General features: G+C 63.0%; 25 protein-coding genes and 1 other RNA gene. 10 read left to right on the top strand and 16 right to left on the bottom strand.

Annotation, left to right across the window (positions count from 1 at the left end; translation table 11 throughout):
- Positions 1–57 precede the first annotated feature (57 nt).
- On the top strand, positions 58–957 hold the full coding sequence (locus BLS48_RS18860; RefSeq protein WP_091580429.1) for a dienelactone hydrolase family protein: 900 nt from the start codon (positions 58–60) through the stop codon (positions 955–957).
- Between the two features lie 9 nt (positions 958–966).
- On the opposite strand, the gene BLS48_RS18865 is transcribed toward BLS48_RS18860, so the two are convergent.
- From BLS48_RS18865 to BLS48_RS18875, 3 genes are all read right to left on the bottom strand, one after another.
- Complete coding sequence (locus tag BLS48_RS18865; protein WP_091580431.1) at positions 967–1,413, bottom strand: response regulator; 447 nt, start codon at positions 1,411–1,413, stop codon at positions 967–969.
- Complete coding sequence (locus tag BLS48_RS18870) at positions 1,410–2,558, bottom strand: histidine kinase dimerization/phosphoacceptor domain -containing protein (RefSeq protein ID WP_091580433.1); 1,149 nt, start codon at positions 2,556–2,558, stop codon at positions 1,410–1,412. Before BLS48_RS18870 ends, BLS48_RS18865 begins: the two co-directional genes overlap by 4 nt.
- A gap of 141 nt (positions 2,559–2,699) precedes the next feature.
- Complete coding sequence (locus BLS48_RS18875) at positions 2,700–3,608, bottom strand: EamA family transporter (RefSeq protein WP_091580435.1); 909 nt, start codon at positions 3,606–3,608, stop codon at positions 2,700–2,702.
- Between the two features lie 89 nt (positions 3,609–3,697).
- Here BLS48_RS18875 and BLS48_RS18880 point away from each other — a divergent pair, with 89 nt between their 5' ends.
- Positions 3,698–4,177 (top strand): Lrp/AsnC family transcriptional regulator, encoded by a 480-nt coding sequence (locus BLS48_RS18880; protein ID WP_091580605.1) that lies wholly within the window; start codon positions 3,698–3,700, stop codon positions 4,175–4,177.
- An 85-nt stretch (positions 4,178–4,262) separates the two neighbouring features.
- On the opposite strand, the gene BLS48_RS18885 is transcribed toward BLS48_RS18880, so the two are convergent.
- Positions 4,263–4,460 (bottom strand): hypothetical protein, encoded by a 198-nt coding sequence (locus BLS48_RS18885; protein WP_013894716.1) that lies wholly within the window; start codon positions 4,458–4,460, stop codon positions 4,263–4,265.
- Between the two features lie 253 nt (positions 4,461–4,713).
- On the bottom strand, positions 4,714–5,193 hold the full coding sequence (locus tag BLS48_RS18890) for a thioesterase family protein (protein WP_091580437.1): 480 nt from the start codon (positions 5,191–5,193) through the stop codon (positions 4,714–4,716).
- Between the two features lie 186 nt (positions 5,194–5,379).
- Between BLS48_RS18890 and BLS48_RS18895 the strand changes: the two genes are divergently transcribed.
- Positions 5,380–6,798 carry an FAD-binding oxidoreductase gene (locus BLS48_RS18895; protein WP_091580608.1) on the top strand — a complete coding sequence of 473 codons (1,419 nt, stop codon included), beginning with the start codon at positions 5,380–5,382 and terminating at the stop codon, positions 6,796–6,798.
- Positions 6,799–6,800: 2 nt separating this feature from the next.
- Complete coding sequence (locus tag BLS48_RS18900; protein ID WP_091580440.1) at positions 6,801–7,298, top strand: hypothetical protein; 498 nt, start codon at positions 6,801–6,803, stop codon at positions 7,296–7,298.
- 15 nt (positions 7,299–7,313) lie between these two features.
- Here the strand turns inward: BLS48_RS18900 and BLS48_RS18905 are convergent, their stop codons facing one another.
- A complete protein-coding gene (locus BLS48_RS18905) occupies positions 7,314–8,282 on the bottom strand; it encodes a Dyp-type peroxidase (protein WP_091580443.1) in 969 nt (322 codons plus the stop codon).
- Positions 8,283–8,490: 208 nt separating this feature from the next.
- Here BLS48_RS18905 and BLS48_RS18910 point away from each other — a divergent pair, with 208 nt between their 5' ends.
- The gene (locus BLS48_RS18910) at positions 8,491–12,438 is read left to right on the top strand and encodes an AsmA family protein (RefSeq protein ID WP_091580446.1); all 3,948 of its coding nucleotides are present in this window, start codon (positions 8,491–8,493) and stop codon (positions 12,436–12,438) included.
- Between the two features lie 33 nt (positions 12,439–12,471).
- On the opposite strand, the gene BLS48_RS18915 is transcribed toward BLS48_RS18910, so the two are convergent.
- The 3 genes from BLS48_RS18915 to BLS48_RS18925 form a co-directional block, all read right to left on the bottom strand.
- Entirely contained in the window at positions 12,472–13,353 is an 882-nt protein-coding gene (locus BLS48_RS18915; RefSeq protein ID WP_091580449.1) for a sigma-70 family RNA polymerase sigma factor, read from the bottom strand.
- 25 nt (positions 13,354–13,378) lie between these two features.
- Positions 13,379–13,684, bottom strand: coding sequence for a hypothetical protein (locus tag BLS48_RS18920; protein ID WP_091580452.1), 306 nt, complete (start codon positions 13,682–13,684; stop codon positions 13,379–13,381).
- Positions 13,685–13,806: 122 nt separating this feature from the next.
- A complete protein-coding gene (locus BLS48_RS18925) occupies positions 13,807–14,238 on the bottom strand; it encodes a MarR family winged helix-turn-helix transcriptional regulator (RefSeq protein ID WP_091580454.1) in 432 nt (143 codons plus the stop codon).
- Positions 14,239–14,389: 151 nt separating this feature from the next.
- Here BLS48_RS18925 and BLS48_RS18930 point away from each other — a divergent pair, with 151 nt between their 5' ends.
- Complete coding sequence (locus BLS48_RS18930) at positions 14,390–16,192, top strand: chloride channel protein (RefSeq protein WP_091580458.1); 1,803 nt, start codon at positions 14,390–14,392, stop codon at positions 16,190–16,192.
- Here the strand turns inward: BLS48_RS18930 and BLS48_RS18935 are convergent.
- From BLS48_RS18935 to BLS48_RS18950, 4 genes are all read right to left on the bottom strand, one after another.
- Positions 16,189–16,419, bottom strand: a complete 231-nt coding sequence (locus tag BLS48_RS18935; RefSeq protein ID WP_091580461.1) for a ribbon-helix-helix domain-containing protein — start codon at positions 16,417–16,419, stop codon at positions 16,189–16,191. The genes BLS48_RS18930 and BLS48_RS18935 overlap by 4 nt on opposite strands.
- Entirely contained in the window at positions 16,416–16,613 is a 198-nt protein-coding gene (locus BLS48_RS18940) for a DUF4169 family protein (protein ID WP_091580464.1), read from the bottom strand. The genes BLS48_RS18935 and BLS48_RS18940 overlap by 4 nt, the downstream gene beginning before the upstream one ends.
- Before the next feature lie 17 nt (positions 16,614–16,630).
- Positions 16,631–17,170, bottom strand: a complete 540-nt coding sequence (locus BLS48_RS18945; RefSeq protein WP_091580466.1) for an SspB family protein — start codon at positions 17,168–17,170, stop codon at positions 16,631–16,633.
- A gap of 119 nt (positions 17,171–17,289) precedes the next feature.
- Complete coding sequence (locus BLS48_RS18950; protein WP_091580469.1) at positions 17,290–17,979, bottom strand: TetR/AcrR family transcriptional regulator; 690 nt, start codon at positions 17,977–17,979, stop codon at positions 17,290–17,292.
- Between the two features lie 189 nt (positions 17,980–18,168).
- Here BLS48_RS18950 and BLS48_RS18955 point away from each other — a divergent pair, with 189 nt between their 5' ends.
- Positions 18,169–19,374, top strand: a complete 1,206-nt coding sequence (locus BLS48_RS18955; RefSeq protein WP_091580472.1) for a multidrug effflux MFS transporter — start codon at positions 18,169–18,171, stop codon at positions 19,372–19,374.
- Positions 19,375–19,420: 46 nt separating this feature from the next.
- Here BLS48_RS18955 and BLS48_RS18960 read toward each other — a convergent pair whose 3' ends face one another.
- Entirely contained in the window at positions 19,421–19,714 is a 294-nt protein-coding gene (locus BLS48_RS18960; RefSeq protein ID WP_244529698.1) for an AAA family ATPase, read from the bottom strand.
- Positions 19,715–19,816: 102 nt separating this feature from the next.
- Positions 19,817–20,176: a transfer-messenger RNA gene (gene ssrA, locus BLS48_RS18965) on the bottom strand.
- Between the two features lie 170 nt (positions 20,177–20,346).
- Between ssrA and BLS48_RS18970 the strand changes: the two genes are divergently transcribed.
- Together BLS48_RS18970 and BLS48_RS18975 are read left to right on the top strand one after the other, a co-directional pair.
- Positions 20,347–20,658, top strand: a complete 312-nt coding sequence (locus tag BLS48_RS18970) for a DUF2853 family protein (RefSeq protein ID WP_091580474.1) — start codon at positions 20,347–20,349, stop codon at positions 20,656–20,658.
- A 233-nt stretch (positions 20,659–20,891) separates the two neighbouring features.
- Positions 20,892–21,686: a thymidylate synthase gene (locus tag BLS48_RS18975; RefSeq protein WP_091580477.1), complete on the top strand. Its 795-nt coding sequence runs from the start codon at positions 20,892–20,894 to the stop codon at positions 21,684–21,686.
- 39 nt (positions 21,687–21,725) lie between these two features.
- Here BLS48_RS18975 and BLS48_RS18980 read toward each other — a convergent pair whose 3' ends face one another.
- Complete coding sequence (locus BLS48_RS18980; RefSeq protein ID WP_091580610.1) at positions 21,726–21,932, bottom strand: TOBE domain-containing protein; 207 nt, start codon at positions 21,930–21,932, stop codon at positions 21,726–21,728.
- Positions 21,933–22,101: 169 nt separating this feature from the next.
- On the opposite strand from BLS48_RS18980, the gene modA reads away from it, so the two are divergent.
- On the top strand, positions 22,102–22,899 hold the full coding sequence (modA, locus tag BLS48_RS18985; protein ID WP_244529700.1) for a molybdate ABC transporter substrate-binding protein: 798 nt from the start codon (positions 22,102–22,104) through the stop codon (positions 22,897–22,899).
- Positions 22,900–22,909 lie beyond the last annotated feature (10 nt).

Genomic DNA, 22,909 nt, shown 5'->3' on the forward strand with positions numbered 1-22,909 from the left:
GTGCCGGCTCGATCCCTATGTAGCCTGGGTATCGAAGCTCGAAGCCAGGAGTGCGCCATGACGAAATCAGCCGCCACGACACAAGCAAAGCCCGCCATCACCCAGGCGATGATCGATGCCTATGACGAATACACGCATCTGACGCTCGATCGCCGCCGCTTCATGGAACAGTTGACCCGGCTTGCCGGATCGGGCGCGGCGGCGGCCGCAATCGCGCCGCTTCTGGCGGCGAACTCCGCCCAGGCGGCTATCGTCGCCGAAAACGATGCCCGCGTGAAAGGCGAGGACATCACCTATCCCGGCGGCTCCGGCGAGATGACGGGCTATCTGGTCAAGCCGGCCGGCCAGTCGGGCAAGCTCGGCACCGTCATCGTCATCCATGAGAACAGAGGGCTCAACCCGCACATTCGCGACGTGGCGCGGCGCGTGGCGCTGGAGGGGTTCGTGGCGCTCGCCCCTGATTTCCTGTCACCGCTCGGTGGCACGCCGAATGATGAAGACAAGGCGCGCGACATGTTCGCCAAACTGGACTCCACGCAGACGGTTGCCAACGGCGTGGCGACCGTCGCCTTCCTGAAGGCCGACAAGGACGGCAACGGGAAGGTCGGCGCCGTCGGCTTCTGCTGGGGTGGCGGCACGGCAAACATGCTGGCCGTCAACGCGCCCGATCTCAGCGCATCCGTTGCCTATTACGGCATGCAGCCGAAGGCCGCCGACGTGCCGAAGATCAAGGCGGCATTGCTGCTGCACTATGCCGGGCTCGACGAGCGCACCAATGCCGGCATCGACGCCTTCAAGAAAGAGCTAGACGCGGCACATGTCGAATACGCGGTCTATGTCTATGAAGGCGCAAACCACGCCTTCAACAACGACACTTCGGCAGCGCGCTACGACAAGAAGGCGGCCGACCTTGCCTGGGGCAGGACGATCGCTTTCCTCAAGCAGAAGCTGGCGTAGCGATCAGCGTCAGGCCGCCGGCGCCCAGACCGTCTTGAAGGCTGGCGACAGGGTGAAGCCGGCCGGCAGCACGGATTTCGGGGGCGGCCGGTGCACGCCTTCCTGCAGATAGCGCAACGCGGACATCAGCCCGTTCATCGTATAGGGCTTGGCGATGACGCCGATCGCGCCGGCGAAATGATCGGGGATCCGCTTCGGGTTCGCGGTCATGAAAACGACCATCGAGTTCTTCTTCTCGCCAATGTATTCGGCGACCTCGACGCCGGTCGGACCATCGGTCAAGTGGATGTCGACAAAGGCGATGTCGGCTTCCGTCGAGTCCACCATGGCCTTGGCTTCGGTCGAGGAGGTTGCCCAGCCCACGACGCTGTGGCCGGCTTCCTCGACAAGGCTTTCCAGTTCCATCGCCAGCAGCGCTTCGTCCTCGACGATCAGGACCTTGAGCGGTTCAATCATGACACATTCCCTTTTTGCTGCGGTTCGTTCGGCATCGAGATGACGACCTTCGTGCCGGGGCCGGCGTCGCGCCATTCGATATCGGCATGCAACTGGCGGGCAAGCGACTTGATCAGCCGCATGCCGAATGAGGCGTCGCCGCTGGCGTCGGCCATGCCGACACCGTCATCGGACACCTCGATGTTGAAGTGGCCATCGGGTTGGCTCATCTTGATGCCGATGCGGCCCGCCGTGGTGCCGTCGGGCTTTTCCTTGAAGGCATGCTTCAAGGCGTTGGTGACAAGCTCGTTGACCATCAGGGCGACAGGGGTCGCCTTCTCCGCCGAAATGACGATCGGTTCGAGATCGAGCGTCGACTTGATTTCGGCGCGCCCAGAAGCCGTCAACAAGTCGGTTACAAGATCCCTGGCGAACTCGGCGACATCGAACCTGCTGACGTCCTTCGACTGGTAGAGCCGGCGATGCACGGTGCTCAACGCCTCGATGCGCTCCAGCATGGTGGTCAGCGATTTCTTCGTCGCTGCATCCTTGATGGTGCGGCTCTGCATGACGATGAGCGAGGAGATCATCTGCAGGTTGTTCTTCACGCGATGATCGACTTCGTGGAGCAGCGTTGTCTGCGCCTCGAGCGCGGCTTCGAGTTCCCTGGTGCGCTCCTTAACCGCCTTTTCGAAGCGCTCCTTGTCGGCTGTCATGCGATGCTCGGACCGCTTGCGATCCGAGACGTCGAGCTGCGAGGCAAAGAAGAACAGCAGTTCACCGCGATCATTCGAGACGGGGCTGATAAACAGCGCGTTCCAGAAGGTCGAACCGTCCTTGCGATAGTTCAGGATGTCGACGCTGACATCGACCTTCTCCGCGATCGCCTCGCGCAGCAGGTCGACCGTTGCCTTGTCGGTTTTCGAGCCCTGCAGGAACCGACAGTTCTTGCCCAGCACCTCGTGCCGCTCATAGCCGGACAGACGCAGGAAGGCGTCGTTGACGAAGACGATCGGGTTGTCGGCCTGCCGCGGATCGGTGATGATCATCGACATGCGTGTGGCACGGATAGCTGCCGCGAAAGGGTCGCCCTTGCCGTGCTCGACATGAAGGTCGTCCGTCATGTGCCAGGCGTCGGCAGGTTCCCTGGTCCGTTTCCAGTCCATCTTGTCACTCCAAGCCGGTTCGTGGGGACAACGGCTCAGATGCGGAATTGGTTCAATCTTGAGCTTGTTGTCGCAGTCGGTCGTAAACGGGAACCAGCGCGTGACTTCTGTAAGTGATTGAAGTTATTTTATTTCTGGCGCTCAGTTAGCGGATGCCGGCTTGTGGAAGGCGACGCCGGCGACCACCAGCGCAATGCCGAGGCAATCGGTCAGGCTTGGAATCTGGTGGAGCACGATGGCGCCGATCAGTGTCGCTGTGACCGGCAGCAGCGACAGCATCAGTGCAAAGCTCGAGCGCGGCAGGCGCGACATGGCGAGCTGGTCGCAAATGTAGGGAATGACCGACGAGCAGATGCCGACGCCGATGGCCGCGAGCAACAGCGGCGGTGAGAAAAAGGCGGGCAGCGCATCGGTGAAGCCGATCGGCAGCACGACGATGAAGGCGACCGCCATCGCCGCGCCAAGGCAGGCGATGCCGTCGCCCGCGCCCGAGCGGGCGATGCGGTGGCCAAGCACGATGTAGCCGACGAACAGTGCGCCGTTGAGGAAGGCCCAGAACAGCCCGACGGGATCATCGGACCATTTGACGTCGATGAGCAGCAAGGTTCCGATGACGGCAACGGCAAGGGCGACGAGATTGCGAAGGCTCCTGAGGCCGATCACCGCCACGCCAATGGTGCCGACGAACTCGATTGCCGCCACCAGCGAGATCGGCAAGCGGTCAAGCGCCAGGTAGAACGAACAGTTCATCACCGCCAGACAGGCGCCGAAGGCCAGCAACAACAGCCGCGTTGGGCGATCGGCGCGGGCGAGGGTTCGCCACGGGCGAGTCAACGGCGCGAAGATCAGGGCGGCGGTGGCGATGCGCAGCCATGCCATGCCGAGCACGCCGACATGCGGAAAAAGCAACACGGCGAATGCCGGCCCGAGATAGTGGAAGACGGCGCTGACGCCGAACCAGACATGCGGCGGCAGTTTTGTCGCCAGCCCGCCGAGAGCAGCGCCGGCAAGGGCAGGGCTGGTAATGGGGGCTTGTGTCTGATTGACCATCGGATCAGTATCGCAGGCGATTTTCCCGATTTATATGGAAGATGATTGGCAAGACTGGCCATCTTACCCCCGAACTCAAGGAGTTTTCTGTGAAACGCCTTCGAACAGAAAATATCGATCTGGATGCGGCGGATATGAAGATCCTGCGCCTGCTGGAGAAGGATGCGCGCACCAGCACGGCGGAATTGGCGCGCTCGGTCGGCCTGTCGGCGCCGAGCGTGGCCGAACGCATCAAGCGGCTGCAGGAAAGCGGCGTCATCGAAGCCTATTCGGTCCGGATCAACCCCGCGGCACTTGGCCTGCCGCTGTCGGCATGGCTGCGCATTCGGCCGGTGCCGGGGCAACTGGCTGTCGTAGCCGAAATCATCCGCGAACTGCCGGAGATCGCGCAATGCGACCGGGTGACCGGCGAGGACTGTTTCATCGCGCTGGCGCATGTCGGCTCGGTTGCCGAGCTTGAACGGGTGATCGACCGGATCATCCCCTATGCGATGACCAACACGGCCATCATCCAGTCGTCGCCGGTGACGGCGCGCTCGCCGTTGGCGGCGATCAAACGCCGGCCGTGAAGCGCAACTCGATACACTTGCTCGATTTTTTCGTGCGGCTCCTCAGGAAAGAGGGCGGCATCGGCCACTGGCCGACTCGCCGGCGCTACGCGTGGCCACGCTTCAGGCGGGCACGTTTCAAAATGCTGCGCCAGCGGATCATGTCGAACGGAATCGGCTCATTGTTGTTGGCGATGTGGAAGATCTCGTTGTCGACGTTCTTGAGCGAACGCCAGAAATCATAGTCAGTGATGCGCGGATCGGCGGCCAGCCTGTCTACCTCGACCTTGATGTCGGTTTTCATGCACGTCCCTCGAACCGGCTTCGCCCCGCCGCCCGTATCAAAACCCCGTGCGGATCGTTTTCGACCGCTCCGCTGAGTCGTTCAACGGCTCAATTGGCTTGTTCCCGTTAAAAACTCGGTAAGGTTAACGCGGGCGCCAAGCCGCTTCAAGCGCTGGTGCCAGCCGATTCCAGGGTTTTGCGATTTTGGACTACCGGTGTGGCTTTGAAGCCCGGTCGCTCTGTTCGGACACGAGATGGGTGTCGGCTTCGCCCTACTTGCGTTTGATACCGATCGAACGGCCGGCGCGCTCCGGCATCGGCAGTACCGAATGGGCGGCGCGCATGGCTTCGACCTTGGCCAGCACATCGGCGGGGAAGGGCGCCACTTTCGGCCCGGACATGTCGACATGCAGTGACAGGGTTTCTGAGGTGGCGGCGAGCCAGCCGTCGACATGGCGGATTTCCTGGTAGGCCCGCAGCCGCTTGTCGTCGTGGTCGATGAGCTGGAAGGAGACCGTGACCTTGTGGTCGAGATGCAGTTCCTGCACGTAGCAGACATGGACTTCGGCCGTGTAGATGGTCAGCCGCCGCTGCTTCACGTAGTCCAGCCCCATGCCCATCGCCTCGAAGGCTTCGTCCGAGCAGCGGTCGAACAGCACGTTGTAGTAGGCCATGTTGAGATGGCCGTTGTAGTCGATCCAGTCCTTCTCGATGTCCATGGGCTTGGAGACGAAGGGGGCGGGGATGGGCATCGAAACTTCCTTGTTCTGGCGCTGGACAGAGCGTGGCTGGTGAGTGTCTTTTATTCTGACGCAATTCCCTACGGAAAGCGCTATGCGCTTTTCCCGGGAAAACCGCTTCACACTTTTCCTGGAATTGCTTTAGGCATCCATAGCTGCATAACAAGGGTGGGCACTGGTCCATTCGCGGAGGAATTCATGGCTCTGAGCGACCTCAATCCGGTTGAACGCAATGAGGAAGGCATCGCCGCCGTGCTCGGCATCCTCAAGCAACGGCTGGGCGAGCGCTTCCAGACTGGCGAGGCCATCCGCTCCCAGCACGCGCACACCACCACCTATATTCCGACGCAGGCACCGGACGGCGTCGCTTTCCCGGAGACGACTTCCGAGGTGCAGGAGATCGTGCGCGCCTGTGCCGCGCACCGCGTGCCGGTCATTGCCTTCGGCGTCGGCTCCTCGCTCGAAGGCCACACCAACGCACCCGGCGGCGGCATATCGGTCGACACCTCGCGCATGAACCGTATCCTGGCGGTCAATCCGCAGGATCTCGACTGCACGGTCGAACCGGGCGTCACCCGCGAGGACCTTAACCGGCATCTGCGCGACACCGGCCTGTTCTTTCCGATCGACCCCGGCGCCAATGCGTCGCTCGGCGGCATGGCGGCGACACGGGCATCCGGCACCAATGCGGTGCGCTACGGCACGATGCGCGAGAACGTGCTGTCGCTGACGGCCGTCATGGCCGATGGCGAGACGGTGACGACCGGCAAGCGCGCGAAAAAGAGCTCGGCCGGCTACGATTTGACGCGACTGCTGATCGGCTCCGAAGGCACGCTCGGCATCATCACCTCGCTGACACTGAAGCTGCAAGGCATCCCGCAAGCGATCTCCGGCGGCGTTTGCCCGTTTCCGAGCGTCGAGGCCGCTTGCAACGCGGTCATCGCGACGATCCAGATGGGCATCCCGGTGGCCCGCATCGAGCTCGTCAACGCGCTGCAGATGCGGGCGATGAAGAACTATTCGAAGCTAGACTACCCGGAGAGCCCGTGCCTGTTCGTCGAATTCCATGGCAGCGATGCGGGTGTTGCCGAGCAGGCAGAGACCTTCGGCATGATCGCCGAAGAGAATGGCGGCGGGCCATTCCTGTGGACCAGCGTTGCCGAGGAACGGACAAAACTGTGGAAGGCCAGGCACGACGCCTACTGGTCTTCGCTGACGCTGCGGCCGGGCGCCAAGGGCCTGTCGACCGATGTCTGCGTGCCGATCTCCCGCTTTGCCGAATGCGTCACCGAAACCGAAGCCGACATCGCCGAGATGGGCTTGATCGCGCCGATCGTCGGTCATGCCGGCGACGGCAATTTTCATGTGCTGGTGCTGATGGATGTGAACGATCCAAAGGAGGTCGCGCTGTCGGAGAAATTCGTCTCGCGGCTGAACATGCGGGCGATCGCCATGGATGGTACCTGCACCGGCGAGCACGGCATCGGCCAGGGCAAGATCGGCTTCATGCGCCATGAACTCGGCCACGGCGTCGATATCATGCGCACGATCAAGCAGGCGCTCGATCCGCAGAATATCATGAACCCTGGCAAGATATTGCCGGCGGTCGGTCATTGATCATGTCGGCGGCCGAAGCCCTGCTGCCGATCGATCTTCCGTTCTCATCGGCAGGGGCGCCCTTGCCGCATGTGTTCGCGGACGAGGGGCGGCTGTTGATTGCCTATATCGTCAATGTTCCCGATCCCTCCTTCGATGGCACCAATCCGCGCTCGGTTTCGGCCACGGCGGACGGTCAGTCCGTCGCAATCATTACAGCTGACCCATATGTCGCATTCCAATTCGGTCCGCCGAACGACGAGGCTCTCAGTGGCCACCGGCTCTATGGGCTTGGCCTGCAACCATATTCCGCGTTCGAAGTCGTCAATTCGTCCTGGATTGCTTCTTTGGAAGAGGCAAACCGGGTTCACCCGCGCCATATGCCAGAGCTGTTTTCAGGTCGTCGGCACTTCATTCTCACGTTTCACGATTCGACCCTGGAATTTATCGCGCGAGATTTCCAGGTGGGCCTGCGAAAGGGAGCGATGCTGAAGGTTTTGATCGAAGCGGTGAACAACTGATCGCCTGGCGACAGTTTATTCCTGCACTCCTTCGGTCAATTTCTGCAGCATCGGTCGTGTCGGCGCGAAAAAGGTCGTGCCGGTATGCGGCGTCGAGAAGTCGAGCAGCCGGTCGTAGGCGCCGGGCGGCTCGCCGACATACATGCGCTGCAGCATCTTTTCGATCACCCACAAATAGCGCGTGTAGCCGATGAAATAGGTTCCGAACTCGTTCTGCCCCGGACGGCCGAACGGCATGTTGTCGCGCAGGATGTCGTATTCGTTGCCGGCGTCGTCCTCGATCGTGGCCAACGACTTGTGCGATTTGCGCGGCCTGTCGTCGTCATCGATCTCGATGTTGTCGATCTTGGTGCGGCCGATGATCTCTTCCTGGACATGCGTCGGCGTTTTGCCCCAGGCGGCCATGTCGTGCAGGTATTTCTGCACGACGACATAACTGCCGCCGACAAAGTCGGCGTCCTCGTCGCCGACCAGGGCGGAGGCAGGCAGATCGAGGCCGGTCGGATTGGCGGTGCCGTCCACAAAGCCCAGGAGATCGCGCGCGTCGAAATAGCGAAAGCCCGCGACTTCGTCGACGACGGCCACGCCGTCACCCAGGCCGTTCAGCAAAATGCGCTCGAACTCGAAGCACATGTCGGGCCGTTCGGCGCGGATGTGGAAGAGCAGATCACCGGGCGTCGAGGGCGCCGAATGCGCCGAGCCCTTGATCGGCGCGAAGGGTTTCAACTCGAGCGGCCGCCGGTCGGGCGACAAGCGGTTCCAGAGATCGGCGCCGATGCCGGCGATGCAGGACAGCCGGCCCGACAGGTCGCGGAAGCCGACATTCTTGACGAGGTCGTCAAGTTGGCCGAGCACCGAGGCGACGTTCGAAAGCGCGGCCTTGTCGCCACTGACCGTCACGACAAGGAAAATCGCGGCCGTCGACAGCGGAGCGTCGACGCTCTGGGCGTCGATGGGCACCCTGTCCCAGTTCTTGGCTGACATCGGGAATGCTCCGTGCTCGGTTGAGATGGGCGGTCGGGGACATGACCGCTGGGGCAGGGGTGGTCTAAAAAAGATACCGCGACCGCAAGCGGTCGTGCAACAGCGGACATTGCCCGGGACTGCGCCCGCCACGAATGGAATTGCCTCTTTATCGACACGCGGATGCGGGTAGAGTGCGGCTGAATTTCAATCAACCTGTTCGGAGCTGATGCTCGCACGCCTGTTCGTGATCTTTGGTGGCCTGTTCGTGCTGGTGCTGTGTGCGGCGCTGGTGGGGCCGTACTTTATCGACTGGACCGGCTACCGCGCCGAGTTCGAGCGCGAGGCGAGCGCCATTCTCGGCCGCAAGGTGACCGTGCAAGGGGATGCCACGGCGCGGCTGTTGCCGTTTCCCTCGGTGACCTTCTCCAACGTCGCCGTTGCCGGCGGCCCCGGCGGCCAGCCGGCGATGACCGTAGAGACGTTTTCGATGGACGCTGAGCTGGCACCCTTCCTGCGCGGCGAGGTGCTTATCTTCGACATGCGGCTGGTGCGGCCGAAGGCGACCATCGACATCGCCGATGACGGCACAGTCGACTGGGCGATACGGCCGTCCTCGCCCTTCGACCTCAACCAGATCTCGATCGAGAAGCTGACGGTGACGGAAGGGCAGATCGAACTGCGCCATGCCGCCGGCGGGCGCAGCCATCTCATGTCAGAGATCAATTCGACCATCTCGGCCAAGTCGCTGGCCGGGCCATGGCGCATGGACGGCACATTACGGCTGGACGGGTTGCGCACCGCCATTGCCGCTTCCACCGGCAAGGCCGAAGGCAGCGGCCAGATGCGTCTTCGGCTGAAAGCCGATCCAGACGCCTATCCGCTGGTCATCGAGACCGACGGCAATGCCGGCATCGTCAACGGCGCTGCCGTCTATTCCGGCCAGTTCAAAATCTCCGGCGCCGACAAGAACAGCGCCGGCAGGAACAGCGCGGAGCTGCGCGGCACCGATGGCGAGACGGTGAAGGTCAGCGCCGGCAAGCCCGATCCGGGCTTTCGGCTGAACGGCAAGTTTTCGCTCGACCACCAGAAGCTCGGTGTCGATGAATTCCGTTTCGAGACGGGACCGCTGGACAATCCCTACACCGCCGATGGCAAGGCTTCGGTCGATCTCGGGCTGAAGCCGAGCTTCGCCATCGAGGCCAGTGGCGCACAGGTGCAGTTCGACGAGGCGGTGGGGGCCGAGGCCGGCGCCGGGCTGACACTGGATCAGCGCATTGCCGGGCTGGAGCAAGCCTTGCTCGACCTGCCGAAGCCGACCATACCCGGCACGGTCGAGGTCAAGCTGCCGGCAGTGGTGGCCGGCGACACCACGGTGCGCGACGTGCATCTTTCCGCCGAACCGACCGATGGCGGCTGGGCGGTGAAATCGCTGGCCGCGACCTTGCCCGGCCGAACCACGCTGGAAGCCAGTGGCATGCTCAGCGTCGAGGATCATTTCGGTTTCACCGGCTCGCTGCTGCTGGCGGTGGCACAACCTTCCGGCTTTGCAGCCTGGCTGTCGAAGGATGTCGACGAGGCGATCCGCCGTTTGCCCGCCGCCGGCTTCAAGGCCAAGGTCGATCTCTCGGAAAGGCGTCAGGCCTTCAGCGATCTCGAGTTGATCCTTGGCAAGGCGAAGTTCTCTGGCCGCATTGATTCCAGCCAGCCTGACGACGCCAAGCCGTCCGTGCTGATGCGGCTCGAAGGCGGCGAGCTCGATGTCGACGGGCTGGCGGCCTTCGCCTCGATCTTCGTCAGCGACAAGGGCACCAACCGTTTTTCCGACCGCGACCTCGACTTCCAGATCAAGGCCGGGCCGGTCAGCGCCGGCGGCCTGACCGCCGACACGGTCGACACGGCGCTCAGGCTGCGCGACGGGCTGCTCGAAATCGACAGGCTTTCGGTGGGCGGGCTGGCCGGTGCCTCGATCAGCGCTACGGGCAGGGTCAAGGATTTTCCGGCGAGCCCGACCGGCAAGCTCGATGCATCGGTGGTCGCCGTCGATCTGAAGCCGCTGATCGACGTGGCAGCCCAGCATTATCCCGACAATGCCGTGCTGAAGGGGCTGGCGAGCCGGGCTTCAGCCTATCCCGAGCTGTTCCAGGATTCGCGGATCGATCTCGTGGCGAGTGCCGCCGACAATGGCGACGGCACCACGGGCCTGGCGGTGAGTGGCCAGGGCAAGGCCGGCGGCTCGGCATTTTCGGCGTCGCTTTCGGGAAAGGGAGCGCTGGACGGGCTTCTCGATGCGCCGGTGACGCTGACCTTCAATGCCAGGAATCCTGATGCCACCGCGCTGCTGGCGCTCTACGGCCTGCCGGCGCTGCCGCTCGGCATGCTGGGTGAGGCAAGCACGGATATTTCGGCCAAAGGTACACTTGGCGGCGGCCTTGCGACGAGTTTCAGCCTCGCCGGCAACGACTTCAAGGCCGGTTTCGAGGGGACGATCGCCGATACGCCGCAAGGACCGACCGCCAAGGGCAAGCTCAGCCTCGATGCCGCCGACATCGAGCCGTGGCTGATGACAACCGGCATCGGCCTTCCCGGCATGGGGGCCGGCATGTCGACATCACTGACGGCACAGGGCGACTATGGCAACGGCCTGCTGGTGCTGGACGGCCTCAGCGGCGCCATCAACGAGGCGGCGGTGTCCGGCGACGTCAATGTCGACGTCAAGGATGGCGTGCCGCATCTTGCCGGCGCACTTGTGCTCGACGAACTCGACTTTGATCCGATGGCGGTGGCGCTGTTTGGCGACTCGGCTTTCCTCGTCGACAAGGGTGCCAAGGGTGGCGCGTGGCCGGCCGCCCCCTTCAGCCAGAAATCCAGCCTGCCGTTCACCGCCGAACTCGATCTGACGGCGGCGGCGCTTGCCGCCGGGCCGTTCGCCGCTGCCTACGATGCCGCGTTTTCGCTCAAGCTCGACCAGGAAGGCATCCGCGTTTCGGATCTGAAGGCGAAATTCCTTGGCGGTGCGCTGACCGGCCTGTTCGAACTGAAGAACACTGACGGCACCGGACTTTTCACCGGCCAGATGAAACTGGCGGGCGCCGATCTCGCGAACGTGCTGCCGGATGCCGGCATCAGCGGCAACGGTGATTTCTCGACGACGCTTTCGACCAGTGGCAAGTCGGTCGATGCGATGGTGGCGGCGTTGTCCGGCTCCGGCACGGCGACGCTGAAGAGTTTGCGAGTCGCCGGTGTCAATCCCGATGCGTTCAGCGCGTTCCTTGCCAAGGCGGATGCGATCGGGCGCGACATCGACGCGGCCAAGACAGCCGGCTTCGCGCCGCAGATCGCCGCCGATGGCAGCTTTGCCGCGAAGGATAGCGACGTTGCCTTCACGGTTGCCGGCGGCACGCTGAGGGTGCCGCCGATCAGCCTGGAGAATCCGGCGGCGACCTTGTCCGCCGACATCACGGCGGATCTCAACACCAGCACGGTTTCGGCCAAGGGAGCAGTCACTTATCGGCCCGGCGACGAGGCGCTGGTCGGCTCCGAGCCGATCGTGAATTTCACCGCCGAGGGGCCGATCGGCGCCGTGAAACGGCAGTTCGACAGCGAGCCGCTGGCGCAGTTCCTGACCCAGCGCGCGCTGGAAAAGGAGCAGCAGCGCGTCGAGGCGATGCAGGCCGCGCTGCTCGAAAAGCAGCGGCTGCGGCGCGAAGTGCGCTACTACGCGGCGCTGCAGGACGCGCGCGACAAGGCCGCCGAGGAACTGCGCAAGCAGGAGGAAGCAGCGCGCCTGAAAGCCGAAGCCGACGCCAAGGCCAAGGCTGAAGCGGACGCTCGGGCCCAGGCTGAAGCGGAGGCAAAGGCGAAGGCCGATGCGGAAGCCAAGGCCAAGGCGGACGCGGATGCCAAAGCAAAGGCGGATGCGGACGCGAAGGCCGCGGCCGAGCAACAGGCCGCCGACGAAGCGGCCAAGGCGCAGGCCGAGCAGGATCGCCAGAAGGCGGAAGAGGCGATGCGCACTGCGCAAGAAAAGGCAAGGCTCGAGGCCGAGCGCAAGGCCGCGGAACAGGCACCGAAGGTCGAGCGAGTGCCGCTGCCGGAGGCCAACGACAATCCGCCGCCGGCGAAGCCGAAGCCCAATCCGTTCACGATCGACAATCTGTTGAAGTCGTTGCAGTAGCGCGGACTGCTGCCATCGGGCAGAACAATCGCTTCACAGGATGGACATTTCGGCGCCGTCCGCGACGTAGCGGGCGTGTCGAAAATCGCGGATGGTCAAGAGCTTGCCGGCCTGCCATCCCAGCAGCAGGAAATAGGATGGCCGCGCCGCCGCATCGTCGCGATCGCGGACAAGGACCGCCGGCTTGGCTTCGACAAACCCCGGCACCAAACGCCAATCCTGGACCCTGGAATAATTGTGGAAGTAGGTGCCGACTTCCTTGCGCCCGGCGAGCCGCGTCCTGGCCACCAGTTCCAGTCGCACTTCGTCCGCCAGCATGTCGCGCACCGCGTCGAAATCGCGAGCGTTGAAGCGATCGACGTAGGCGTCGAGCATCTGACGTTCAGCCGCACTGAGCCTGGGAGGCGGACGGTCGTCGGGCTCATCGGCGAGCTGGCGCAGCCGGCCGCGGCCTCGGTGCAGCGCCGCCTTGATGGCCGGGATGCTGGTGTCGAGGACAGTGCCGATCTCCTGCAGCGAATAGCCCAGAACGTCCATCATGATGACGCTGCTTCGTTGCGTGACGGGAAGGCGCATGAAGGTATGCAGGCCGGCGGCCGCGGCCTGACGGTCGACGGTGGGGTTTGCCGGGTCGACGATCATGTCCGGATCCTCATCGGAAAAGGTCTTTTCACGGGCGCGACGGCGCAGGAAATCAAGAGCCGCATTGTGCGCGATGCTGAACAGCCAGCCTTCGGGATTGGCGATCGGGCCGGCGTCGGGTAAAGCCTCGACCGCCTTGGCCAGGGCCTCCTGCAACACGTCCTCGCCATCGACGACCGAGCCCGTCATGCGGGCGCAGTAGCGGTGCAATTTGGGGCGCATTTCGCCGAACAGGCGATCAAAGGGCTCGCGGATTTCGCCGGGGATGCTCATGCGCCTGCCGTTTTTTGATCCGCGACTACTCGTCCAACATCCGATAATGGCCCACCACGGTCATCTCCGCGCGATGCGGACGTTCGCTGCAGCGATCCCTGATACCGTTCTGAAAGGCCTCGAATGCCGCCAGCCCGGTGATGATGTCGGCATGGGCCTCGGTTTCCGTCTCGACCAGATGCACAAAAGTGCCGTCGTCGGATCGCCAGGTCATATAGCGAACGCCGTCCGGCGATTTGTCCCGCAGCTCCTGGAAGACGGCCTTGACCAGCCGCTCGTTCTCGTCGGCCCGCTCCGGCTTCGTCTTGTAGCGTATCAGGTGGTGTTTCATCTCGGTTGTTCCTTTGGGTGCCCTGCGCCTTGAAGGCTGCTCATCTTCGAGACGTTATCGTGAGGCCAAAGGATTCGGGCACCGGAAAATAATTCGTGTCACACCGCAAAGACGCTGGAGCGTCACTCGCTGACGAGCAGGCGCTTCAACATCGGTTCGATGCGTGAAAGCTCGTCGAGATGCGCGGCCGACAGCTCGGCCAGGCAATCGTCGGCGCGCTCGGTCAGCCGCAGCAGCACGCGGCGATGGTCGTCCTTGTCCTGATCCCGCGCGACCAGTCCTGCCTCGCTGAGACGGTTGACCAGCTCGACGGCGCTGTGATGGCGGATGCGCAGGCGCTCCGCCAGATCGCCAATCGCCACCGGTCCGCCGCCCGGGAAACCCTTGATCGCCAGCAGGGCCTGGTGCTGGCGTGGCGTCAGGCCGGCATCTTCCGCCTGCAACTGGCTGAATTCGAGGAAACGGCGGATCAGGTAGCGAAACTCGGACAGCCGCTGGTAGTCGGACTGCTTGATGGCGGGGCGTGGTTTCTGCGGCTGCGTCATACCCGACATTTGTTCGTTTTCGGCGAAAGCTCAAACGGATTTCGAGCGAAACCGGCTTGAATATTTATATCGTGTTACGATACATAGCCGCCGACAACCCGGCTGGCCGCTTCGGCCGTGCCGCATATCCAGATCCGGCCGCCGCCAGAAAGCCACCCCCATGAAGACCAATCACCCAAATCCCGGCCATCTCAGGGATTTCACCACCGATGCCAGGGTGCTGTTCATCGCGGCAATAGCCGTCGTGGTCGCCACGGCGGGCCTGTTTGCCGGCATCGGGCTTTTGAAGCTGATCCGTCTGGCCACCAACATTGCCTATTTCGGCCAGTTCTCGCTCGCCGATTTGAAGCTGCGGGACACGCCGCTCGGGCTTGCCGCCGTCATCGTCCCGGTGATCGGCGCGCTGATCATCGGCCTGATGGCGCGCTTCGGCAGCGAGAAGATACGCGGCCACGGCATTCCCGAGGCCATCGAGGCGATCCTGCTCGGGCGCTCCAAGCTCGACGCCAAGGTTGCGATCCTGAAGCCGCTGTCGTCGGCGATCTCGATCGGCTCCGGCGGCCCATTCGGCGCCGAGGGTCCGATCATCATGACCGGCGGGGCGATCGGCTCGCTGATCGCGCAGATGCTGCCGGTCAGCGACAATGAACGCAAGACGCTGCTGGTGGCGGGTGCGGCGGCGGGCATGACCACGGTGTTCGGGACACCGATCGCCGCCATCATGCTGGCGGTCGAACTGCTGCTCTTCGAATGGACGCCGCGCAGCTTCATTCCCGTGGCTGTGGCGGCAATCATTGCCGAGGTGGAGCGCACTATGCTGCACTTGCCTGGCCCCATCTTTCCGTTCCAGGGCGGTATGGAGGTCTCCTTTGTCGGCCTTGCCGGCTGGGCCTCGATCGGTGTCGCGGCCGGGCTGTTGTCGGGGCTGCTGACGCAGATGGTCTATGCCTGCGAGGACGGCTTCCAGAAGCTGCCCATCCACTGGATGTGGTGGCCAATGATTGGCGGTCTGGTGGTCGGCATAGGCGGGCTGATCGAACCGCAGGCGCTCGGCGTCGGTTATGACAACATCGCCGACATGCTGGATGGCCGCACTGTCGCCACCGCGGCGCTCATCCTCTTGGTGGTGAAGGCCATCATCTGGTCGGTTGCACTCGGCTCGGGAACATCCGGAGGCGTGCTGGCGCCGCTGCTGATCATGGGCGGTGCGATGGGGGCGGTGCTCGCCGGCGTTCTGCCGGCGGCGGATCCGGGCTTCTGGGCGCTTCTGGCGATGGCCGCCACGATGGGCGGTACGATGCGGGCGCCGCTGACCGCAACCTTCTTTGCCGTCGAACTGACCGGCAATACGCACATGCTGGTGCCGCTGATCGCGGCCTGTGCCGCGGCGCACGCGGTCACAGTGCTGCTGATGAAGCGTTCGATCCTGACCGAGAAGATCGCCAGAAGGGGACACCATCTGGTTCGCGAGTATCGCGTCGATCCTTTCGCCCTGACAAGGGTGCGCGAGGTGATGACCTCCGAGGTCGAGAGTGTGCCGGCGACGATGACGCTGCACGGCGCCGCGGCATTCCTGACCGCGCCGGAAACGCGGCATCCGAGCTTTCCGGTGGTCGACGAGAACGGCCATGTGCTCGGCCTCATCGACCCGCCGGCGATCCTGCGCTGGAGACGCGCCGGCACCCACCGCACCACGACGCTTGGCGAGTTGCTGGCCGGCAGCAAGGTCACGCTGGCCTATCCGGATGAGTATCTGGAAGGTCTCTCCGACAAATTGCTGATGGCCAATGTGTCCCATCTGCCCGTCGTCACCCGTGAAGGCTTGCAGCTGGTCGGCTATGTCGGCTGGAAGGATCTAATGCGCGTGCGGTCCAGGAAACAGGCCGAGGAGCGCGACCGCTCGGCCTTGCTTGGCTTCGGCACCAGACGCAGGAAAAAGGAAGAGGCGGCCGAGAGCCTCTAGCTCAAGGAGCTGGTTCCGCGCTTCGCCCACTCCAGGACATGGAGCCGGAGAGCCGAGGACAGGTTGGTGTCGCGGGGCCGCGTTTCGTCCACTTCGGCGACAAGGGCGGCGAGCGTCAGCTTTCTGGTCGCCGCGATCGCCACGAGATCGTCATAGAAGGGTTTCTCGAGCGAATAGCTGGTGCGGTGGCCGCGAATGGTCACCGAACGCTTTTCGACCGCGCTCACCGTTCGCTCGGTTCGCCGGGCTTTTCACGGCGGTGGCCGGCAACGAATTTGTCGCTCTTGTCGGCGATCAGGCGGTCGCGCTGCTTCTCTGCCTTGGAACGGCCATGCAATGCCCGGTTCTGTTCGGCGACTCGCACCTTCTCGTCCCGCGCCTTCTGCTTGCGGGCCTGGCGAAGATTGACGATGTCGGCCACAGCGCGAACCCGCGGGCCTATTTCTTGCGGAAGGCGTCGAGCGAGACCACATCGGCGCCCTTGGTGGCGGCGTCGGCGGCGGCCGGCTTCTTCTCCGGCTCGGCGGCGGCTTTCTTCTCGGCTTTCGGCTTTTTCTCGGAAACGATGGTCAGCGGCTCGGGCGGCGCTTGAGCGGCAGGCTCGTCGGCCGCCACGACATCGGTCTTGACGTCGAACTCGAGTTCGAAATTGACCGACGGATCGTAGAAACCGCGCACGGCCGAGAACGGGATTTCGAGTTTCTCAGGCACGTCGGAGAAGGACAGGCCGACTTCGAAGCCGGTGTCGGTCACCTTGAGGTCCCAATACTGGAACTGGATGACGATGGTCATCTGCTCCGGATAACGCTCGCGCAGCCGCGAAGACACGCGCACGCCCGGTGCACCGGTCAGAAAGGTGATGAAGAAGTGATGGTTGCCGGGGAGGCCGGTGCGCGCGACCTCGGCCAGGACCTTGCGCATGACGCCGCGCAACGCCTCCTGGGCCAGAATGTCGTAGCGGATGTGGTCGTCGGCCATGTGGCGGTCGGGTTCCGTTGAATCGTCCGCATAGCTGTAATCAAGCTTGAGGGCGGCGTAAACCTGATATAGATCGCCGTCGCGCCGAAGCGAGGACTATTGCCGACGATTTTGATCGCTCAGGCGCTGGCAAGAGCGCTTTGCTTTTCCACCGAGGCCACGGACCGGCGCTTGCCAAAGGCGCGCAGGAAGGTGCGCACGCCATTGGTCGCGGATTGCAGCACTTCATCCTCGCGCGGCGTGCCGCCGAGCATGAAGGTGGTCTGCAGTTCGGCATTGACGAGGCCGAGGAACTGGCGCGCCGCCACGTCTGGATCCTCGATCGCGAGGTACCCGCCATAGGCGAGGCGGGCGAAGCGGGCGGCGATTGCCGGCCATGTTCGACCTGGCCCCTGTTCGCGCCACTCGGCAAACAGTTCGGGATAGCGTTCGCCTTCCGTCTGGATCAGCTTGCGCAGGAATTTTCCATCGCGATTGCAGATGCAGTTCTGGTTCAGGCGCACGGCAAAGCCGATCAGATCAGCCTCGAGATCCTTCGGCTGGTCGGGGAAGGTGGCGATGGTGGCGAAGATGCCGGCATTGCAGCGCTCGGTGAGGTCGCGCACCACGGCAACGAACAGTTTTTCCTTGTCGCCGTGATGGTTGTAGATGGTCTGGCGCGAGACCCCGGCTTCGGCGGCGATCAGATCGATGTTGGCGCCGGCGAAGCCTTCGCGGCAGAACACCCCTGCGGCGGCATCGACGATCGACAGGCGCTTGGCCTCGTGGCCGCGTGGCGGGAAAGTGTCAGGAGAAACGCTCAGTCTCATGAAAAACTATATAGAGGTGATTGACGATTTAGACAAGAGTGTCTAATTTTGTGGACACGAAACAAAGAGATTTCGGCCCGGAGAGACGAATAGAATTCGCTCCTGGAGAGTCGGATTCTCGTGGGATGGAACGTCCTAGGGTTAGACGTCGCCTGGCGGCGGCAACCAGATTCGAAAGAAGCCTTTATCATGAGTCCCAAATTCCTCCGCATTGCGGTCGTGCTCGGCCTGTTGTCTGCCATCGGCCCATTCGCAATCGACATGTATCTTCCGGCATTGCCGTCGATCGGCGCGGATCTGCACGCCGGCACCGCTGCCGTGCAGATGAGCCTGTTGATCTTCTTCCTGTCGATGGGCTTCGGCCAGATCGTCGTCGGGCCGATCTCCGACATGGTCGGCCGCAAGCTGCCGCTCTATGGCGGTCTTGCGCTGTTCATGGCTGGCGGCATCGGTTCGGCAATGGCGCCGACCATCGAATGGCTGATCGCTTTCCGCTTCCTGCAAGGCCTTGGCGCCAGCGCCGGCATGGCCGTTCCGCGCGCGATCGTGCGTGATCTGCACACCGGCACCGAGGCCGCCAAGCTGATGTCGCTCTTGATGCTGGTGTTTTCGGTGTCGCCGATCCTGGCGCCGCTGACCGGAAGCCAGATCATCGAGAATTTCGGCTGGCGCGCCGTGTTCTGGACGGTGACGGGTGCGGCGGCACTGGCCACCATCCTTCTGGCGACCTCGCTCAAGGAGACGCGGCCCGTCGAGGACCGTGTCGGTTCCTCCTTCGGCACCGCGCTGTCCGGCTACCGCTTGCTGATGGGCGACCGCAACTTCCTCGGCCTGGTGGCGATCGCCGGTTTCGGCATTGCCAGCTTCTTCGTCTACCTGTCGAGCTCGTCCTTCATCCTGATCGACCATTACGGGCTGTCGCCTTCGGTCTACAGCGTGTTCTTCTCGATCAACGCGGTGGCCTTCATCGGCATGTCGCAGCTGACGGGACTGCTGGCCGAGCGGTTCGGGCTGCGGCGTGTGGTGCGCGTCGCGGTGACCGGCTACGCGACGACGATGGTGGTGCTGTTCGCGGTGATGGCGACCGGCGTTGACCGGCTCGATGTGATGGCGGCACTGCTGTTCATCGGCTACGGCTTCCTCGGTCTGGTCATTCCGACGACCTCGGTGCTGGCGATGGAAGAGCATGGCGAGATCGCCGGTACGGCTTCGGCGCTGATGGGCACGCTGCACTTTGCCATTGGCGCGGTCGCCATGGGCGTTGCCGGCCTCTTCTTCGATGGCACGCCGCTGCCGATGGTGGCAGGCATCACGCTCTGCGCGGTGATCTCGTTCACGCTGGCCAAGGTCACGCTCGGCCGTTCGCGCGAAGCCGTCGAGGCGCCGGCGGAGTAGGCAATCGCCCCTCGGATACCAAAAGGCCGGGCATGCCCGGCCTTTTTCATGCCTGGGCCGGTCCTGCCTGGGCCAGCACGAAGCGCAACCGTGCCTCGACCGGCGCCAATGGCAGCGGGACCAGTTCATATCCCAGCTCGGTGTAGACGTCGGCCAGCGCAAGGTAGGTGCGCTCGGCCTCGTCGAGTGTCTGTCTGCGCTCCTCATCCTGCGCGAAGATGTCAGGCCAGGGGTGGGCGACGAAGACGCGAGGGTTGTAGCGGAAACGCTTAGCGGCGGAGCTGACATGCTGGGGCGCCGGCAAGCCGCTCAGCCTGAGATAGCCAAGCGTGTCCGGCACGCCGCGGGAGGCACGCGGCGCAACGCCTTCGCTGCCCACGGGGATGCAAAGGTCTGGCCAGCGGGAGCTGCCGTTGCTTGACGGATATTGTGGATGGGGAGAAGTGGAGGTTTCTGTTGCCAGGTACCTCCGAACCCCGCCTAGAAGTGCGAACCTCTAGGGCTTGAATTGAAGCTATCGCACCGCTTACGCGGCGAGACGTGCTTCCGCATAGTTGTCATTTGCAACTACAGGTTTAGCCCGATGACGGTGGTACCATGCCGGGCAAAAGTACGATCTTTACACCTTCGTCGATCCTATTTCGCCCCCAGCAAAAACCGCTCTGTCGTGAACAGCGGCTTTTGGTGGAGGCGCCGGGTACCGCCCCCGGGTCCGAACGGCTTATTTCATCGCCCATTTATCGCCATAGTCGGTCAAGCCGACAAACCGAATATAGGGGGGCATCGCAAGAAATGAAAGGCCGCAATGGTACTTTCTCCCGGTGTCAAAACCGCAGCTCCGAAGGGTTGACTCGTGCGCGGTCTCAACCGAAGCTTTGTGGGCGGTGAGGAGTTATGACCTAGCGCACAAGTTGCAGCAGCGCGCCACAGCCCTCATCGATCGGATTCGTGGCGCCGACGAGGGGAATTTTGATGGCCGACTATCTTGCAGACGTGAAGAAATACGACGCCGCGGCAAGCGCCGACGTGGTCGACAAGATCGTGAAGCATCTGGGCATTGCGCTCAGGAACCGCGATTCCTCGCTGGTGTCCTGCACTGACCCTAAGGAACTCGAGCGCGTCAAGGCAGGCTGGGTATCGAAGAAGCTCGGCATATCAGACGACAAGAAGGCCGATGCGGCGATCGAGAAGGTCTGCAAGGTGATGGCCGCCGACAACACCAAGAACCGGGTGACTTTCTACTATCTGGTTGCCAAGGATCTGGGTAAGCTCGGCTCCCTCTGAGACCTCTGATAATTCTACTCTGGCGGCCGACTGGCGCGGTTTTCCGCGCTTCCTGTGGTCGCGTCCTTTAAGTGCGCTCCGCTCCGGTTATCGAAAACCACACCATTCGACTAGCCAGAGCGAATTCGGAAAAGGTCTCCACTCCCCGCCATGGTGGGAATGACTTCAGACAAGCGTGGCGTCGGCGCGCACATGCGCTATGATTGGTAAATCCCGAATCGAGCCCGAAACCGATGCGCCAATATCTCGACCTCTTGCAGCATGTGCTGGAAAACGGCGCCGATCGCGGCGACCGCACCGGGACCGGCACGCGCTCGGTGTTCGGCTACCAGATGCGTTTCGACCTTGGGCGCGGCTTTCCGGTCACCACCACCAAGAAGCTGCATCTCAAGTCGATCATCCATGAACTTCTGTGGTTCCTGGCCGGCGACACCAACATCAAATATCTCACCGACCATGGCGTTTCGATCTGGGACGAATGGGCGGACGAGAATGGCGATCTCGGTCCGGTCTATGGCAAGCAGTGGCGCTCCTGGCCCGATGGCCATGGCGGCTCGATCGATCAGATCGCAAATCTTCTCAAGGAGATACGCCGGAATCCTCAATCGCGGCGGCTTATCGTTTCGGCATGGAACCCGGCCGAGGTGGAAGCCATGGCGCTGCCGCCGTGCCACTGCCTGTTCCAGTTCTACGTCTCCGAGGGCCGGCTTTCGTGCCAGCTCTACCAGCGTTCGGCCGATATCTTCCTCGGCGTGCCATTCAACATTGCCTCCTACGCTTTGCTGACACTGATGGTGGCGCAAGTGACTGGACTGAAGCCCGGCGATTTTGTCCATACGCTTGGCGACGCACATCTCTACTCGAACCATTTCGAACAGGCGCGCGAACAGCTGCAACGCACGCCGAGGGCGCTGCCGACGATGTGGATCAATCCTCAGGTGAAGGACTTGTTCGCCTTCCGCTTCGAGGACTTCCGGCTGGAAAACTACGTCGCCGACGCATCGATCAAGGCGCCGATCGCCGTCTGAGCCCGCAGGGCTGGCTCATTCCTCGAAATCGGCCACCGATCAATCGATGCCCACCATCACGTCCGAGGCCTTGACCACGGCATAGGCCGGCTTGCCCTTTTCGAGCTTGAGGTCGGCGACGGCCTCGTTGGTGATCGAGGCGGTGACAACAGCGCCACCGATGTCGATCCTGACATGCGAGGTGGTGGCTCCCTTGACGATCTCGACGATGGTGCCTTTCAGGACATTGCGGGCGCTGATCTTCACTGGACGTTTCCTTTTGCTTTCGCTGTATCCAACCCGGTCCATCGTACGCCGTGACGGCATCCCCATACAATGCAGTTGCCGGGCAAAAAGCCTTCCCTTGTTATGTTCATACGGATATATCGGTCGGCAGGCTTCGAGCCGATCGGATTTCAAACCCAGGGAGAATTTCATGCTGATGCGCAAAGGTTTCGGATTGAGGGCGATTGCGATCGGTGGTCTTGCGGCGACGCTGATGGTCGCGATGCCGGCCGCGCATGCGCAAGACAAGGTGGTCGTGTTCGCCGCGGCCAGCCTCAAGGATGCGCTCGATGCGGTGAACAAGGCATGCAAGGCCGATGTCGGCGAGGCCGCGACCGTTTCCTACGCCGCGAGTTCGGCGCTGGCCAAGCAGATCGAGGGCGGGGCGCCGGCCGACGTCTTCATTTCGGCCGACCTCGACTGGATGAAATATCTCTCCGACAAGAAGCTGACCAAGCCGGACACCGAGGTGAAGCTGCTCGGCAACGAGATCGTGCTGGTGGCGCCGAAGGACTCGACAGTTGAAACCAAGATCGAGAAGGGCTTCGATCTGGCCAAGCTGATCGGCGACGGCAAGCTCGCCATGGGTGACTTCAAGGCGGTGCCGGCCGGCAAATACGGCAAGGCCGCGCTGGAATCGCTCGGCGTCTGGTCCTCGGTCGAGGGCAAGGTGGCGCAGGCCGAGAATGTGCGCGCGGCACTGAAGCTGGTTTCGACAGGCGAAGCGGCCCTCGGCATCGTCTACGCCACCGACGCGCATGCCGAAAAGGGCGTCAAGGTGGTCGGTACTTTTCCGGAGGATTCGCATCCGCCGATCATCTATCCGGTTGCCCAGACCGCCGATTCGAAGGAAAAGGATACGCTGGCCTTCCTGAAATGCCTGCAGTCGGCCAAGGCCGGTGCGCTGTTCAAGGATCAGGGTTTCACTGTGCTCACGCCAAGCAACTGAGTTCGAAAAG

Origin of the sequence: Mesorhizobium qingshengii (genome assembly GCF_900103325.1) — a bacterium.
In the GTDB taxonomy this organism is placed as follows: domain Bacteria; phylum Pseudomonadota; class Alphaproteobacteria; order Rhizobiales; family Rhizobiaceae; genus Mesorhizobium; species Mesorhizobium qingshengii.

Coding starts and splice junctions, on each gene's coding strand:
- BLS48_RS18950 (WP_091580469.1), bottom strand. CDS start 17,979: ATGAGACTGAGCGTTTCTCCTGACACTTTCCCGCCACGCGGCCACGAG.
- BLS48_RS18925 (WP_091580454.1), bottom strand. CDS start 14,238: ATGTCGGGTATGACGCAGCCGCAGAAACCACGCCCCGCCATCAAGCAG.
- BLS48_RS18970 (WP_091580474.1), top strand. CDS start 20,347: ATGGCCGACTATCTTGCAGACGTGAAGAAATACGACGCCGCGGCAAGC.
- BLS48_RS18930 (WP_091580458.1), top strand. CDS start 14,390: ATGAAGACCAATCACCCAAATCCCGGCCATCTCAGGGATTTCACCACC.
- BLS48_RS18870 (WP_091580433.1), bottom strand. CDS start 2,558: ATGGACTGGAAACGGACCAGGGAACCTGCCGACGCCTGGCACATGACG.
- BLS48_RS18890 (WP_091580437.1), bottom strand. CDS start 5,193: ATGCCCATCCCCGCCCCCTTCGTCTCCAAGCCCATGGACATCGAGAAG.
- BLS48_RS18955 (WP_091580472.1), top strand. CDS start 18,169: ATGAGTCCCAAATTCCTCCGCATTGCGGTCGTGCTCGGCCTGTTGTCT.
- BLS48_RS18915 (WP_091580449.1), bottom strand. CDS start 13,353: ATGAGCATCCCCGGCGAAATCCGCGAGCCCTTTGATCGCCTGTTCGGC.
- BLS48_RS18945 (WP_091580466.1), bottom strand. CDS start 17,170: ATGGCCGACGACCACATCCGCTACGACATTCTGGCCCAGGAGGCGTTG.
- BLS48_RS18875 (WP_091580435.1), bottom strand. CDS start 3,608: ATGGTCAATCAGACACAAGCCCCCATTACCAGCCCTGCCCTTGCCGGC.
- BLS48_RS18865 (WP_091580431.1), bottom strand. CDS start 1,413: ATGATTGAACCGCTCAAGGTCCTGATCGTCGAGGACGAAGCGCTGCTG.
- BLS48_RS18905 (WP_091580443.1), bottom strand. CDS start 8,282: ATGTCAGCCAAGAACTGGGACAGGGTGCCCATCGACGCCCAGAGCGTC.
- BLS48_RS18910 (WP_091580446.1), top strand. CDS start 8,491: ATGCTCGCACGCCTGTTCGTGATCTTTGGTGGCCTGTTCGTGCTGGTG.
- BLS48_RS18860 (WP_091580429.1), top strand. CDS start 58: ATGACGAAATCAGCCGCCACGACACAAGCAAAGCCCGCCATCACCCAG.
- BLS48_RS18885 (WP_013894716.1), bottom strand. CDS start 4,460: ATGAAAACCGACATCAAGGTCGAGGTAGACAGGCTGGCCGCCGATCCG.
- BLS48_RS18895 (WP_091580608.1), top strand. CDS start 5,380: ATGGCTCTGAGCGACCTCAATCCGGTTGAACGCAATGAGGAAGGCATC.
- modA (WP_244529700.1), top strand. CDS start 22,102: ATGCTGATGCGCAAAGGTTTCGGATTGAGGGCGATTGCGATCGGTGGT.
- BLS48_RS18900 (WP_091580440.1), top strand. CDS start 6,801: ATGTCGGCGGCCGAAGCCCTGCTGCCGATCGATCTTCCGTTCTCATCG.
- BLS48_RS18920 (WP_091580452.1), bottom strand. CDS start 13,684: ATGAAACACCACCTGATACGCTACAAGACGAAGCCGGAGCGGGCCGAC.
- BLS48_RS18975 (WP_091580477.1), top strand. CDS start 20,892: ATGCGCCAATATCTCGACCTCTTGCAGCATGTGCTGGAAAACGGCGCC.